The organism is Streptomyces sp. NPDC060205, assembly GCF_042728395.1.
Taxonomy (GTDB): Bacteria; Actinomycetota; Actinomycetes; order Streptomycetales; family Streptomycetaceae; genus Streptomyces.
Genome location: NZ_JBHWZP010000650.1, coordinates 1 through 1,175 on the forward strand (window position 1 = coordinate 1; position 1,175 = coordinate 1,175).

The window sequence follows — 1,175 nt, forward strand, 5'->3', positions numbered from 1 at the left end:
GCAACGCACCTTCAGCCGCCTGACCCCTCGGCACGGGGCACAGCCCCTCCCCGAGGGGCGCGGGGAACTGCGCGGGTGACCCCCACCGGACCCGTAGACGAATACCGGGCTGGGGGCGCAGCCCCGTCTTTCGGGGCGCGGGGGACTGCGCGAAGTCCGGGATTCGGGCGGGTGCGGGGCTGCGGGGTCCCTTGTGGGACCCTGGCGAAATGAACGACCAGTACGTCCTGACGCTTTCCTGCCCCGACAAGCAGGGCATCGTGCACGCCGTGTCGAGCTACCTCTTCATGACCGGCTGCAACATCGAGGACAGCCAGCAGTTCGGTGACCACGACACGGGACTGTTCTTCATGCGCGTCCACTTCTCGGCGGAGCCGCCCGTCACCGTGGACAAGCTGCGCGCGAGCTTCGCGGCGATCGGTGACTCCTTCCAGATGGACTGGCAGATCCACCGGGCCGACGAGAAGATGCGGGTCGTGCTGATGGTCAGCAAGTTCGGGCACTGCCTGAACGATCTGCTGTTCCGCTCGCGGATCGGGGCGCTGCCCGTCGAGATCGCGGCGGTGGTGTCCAATCACACGGACTTCGCCGAGCTGGTGGACTCGTATCATGTGCCGTTTCGGCATATTCCGGTCACCAAGGAGAACAAGCCGCAGGCCGAGGCGCAGGTGCTGGAATTGGTGCGGGAGCAGGGCGTCGAGCTGGTGGTGCTGGCTCGGTACATGCAGGTGCTCTCGGATGATCTGTGCAAGCAGTTGAGTGGGAAGATTATTAATATCCATCACTCGTTCCTGCCTAGCTTCAAGGGTGCGAAGCCCTATCACCAGGCGCATGTGCGGGGTGTGAAACTGATCGGTGCCACCGCGCACTATGTGACGGCCGACCTCGATGAGGGGCCGATCATCGAGCAGGAGGTCGAGCGGGTGGGGCACCAGGTCACGCCGGAGCAGCTGGTGGCTGTGGGGCGGGACGTGGAGTGCCAGGCGCTGGCCAGGGCCGTGAAGTGGCATGCGGAGCGGCGGATTCTGTTGAACGGGCGGCGGACCGTCGTATTTGACTGAGGCTTTTGGCCGCTGCGTTTTTCCCCGCTGTGAGGGGGTGGCGGGGGCCGGGGCGACGTGTCCGTCCTCGGTCCGGCGCGATTGAGTTGGATACAGAGGGCCCCTGGTGGACGC

1 protein-coding gene is annotated in these 1,175 nt (G+C 65.8%); it reads left to right on the forward strand.

Annotated features, from left to right (window positions below; all coding sequences use genetic code 11):
* Nucleotides 1-209: 209 nt before the first annotated feature.
* Nucleotides 210-1,061: a formyltetrahydrofolate deformylase gene (purU, locus tag ACFWGJ_RS43775; protein ID WP_387334560.1), complete on the forward strand. Its 852-nt coding sequence runs from the start codon at nucleotides 210-212 to the stop codon at nucleotides 1,059-1,061.
* The last annotated feature ends 114 nt before the right edge of the window (nucleotides 1,062-1,175 follow it).

Excerpts from the sequence above, each read along its gene's own strand:
- purU (WP_387334560.1), top strand. The coding sequence starts at position 210 with ATGAACGACCAGTACGTCCTGACGCTTTCCTGCCCCGACAAGCAGGGC.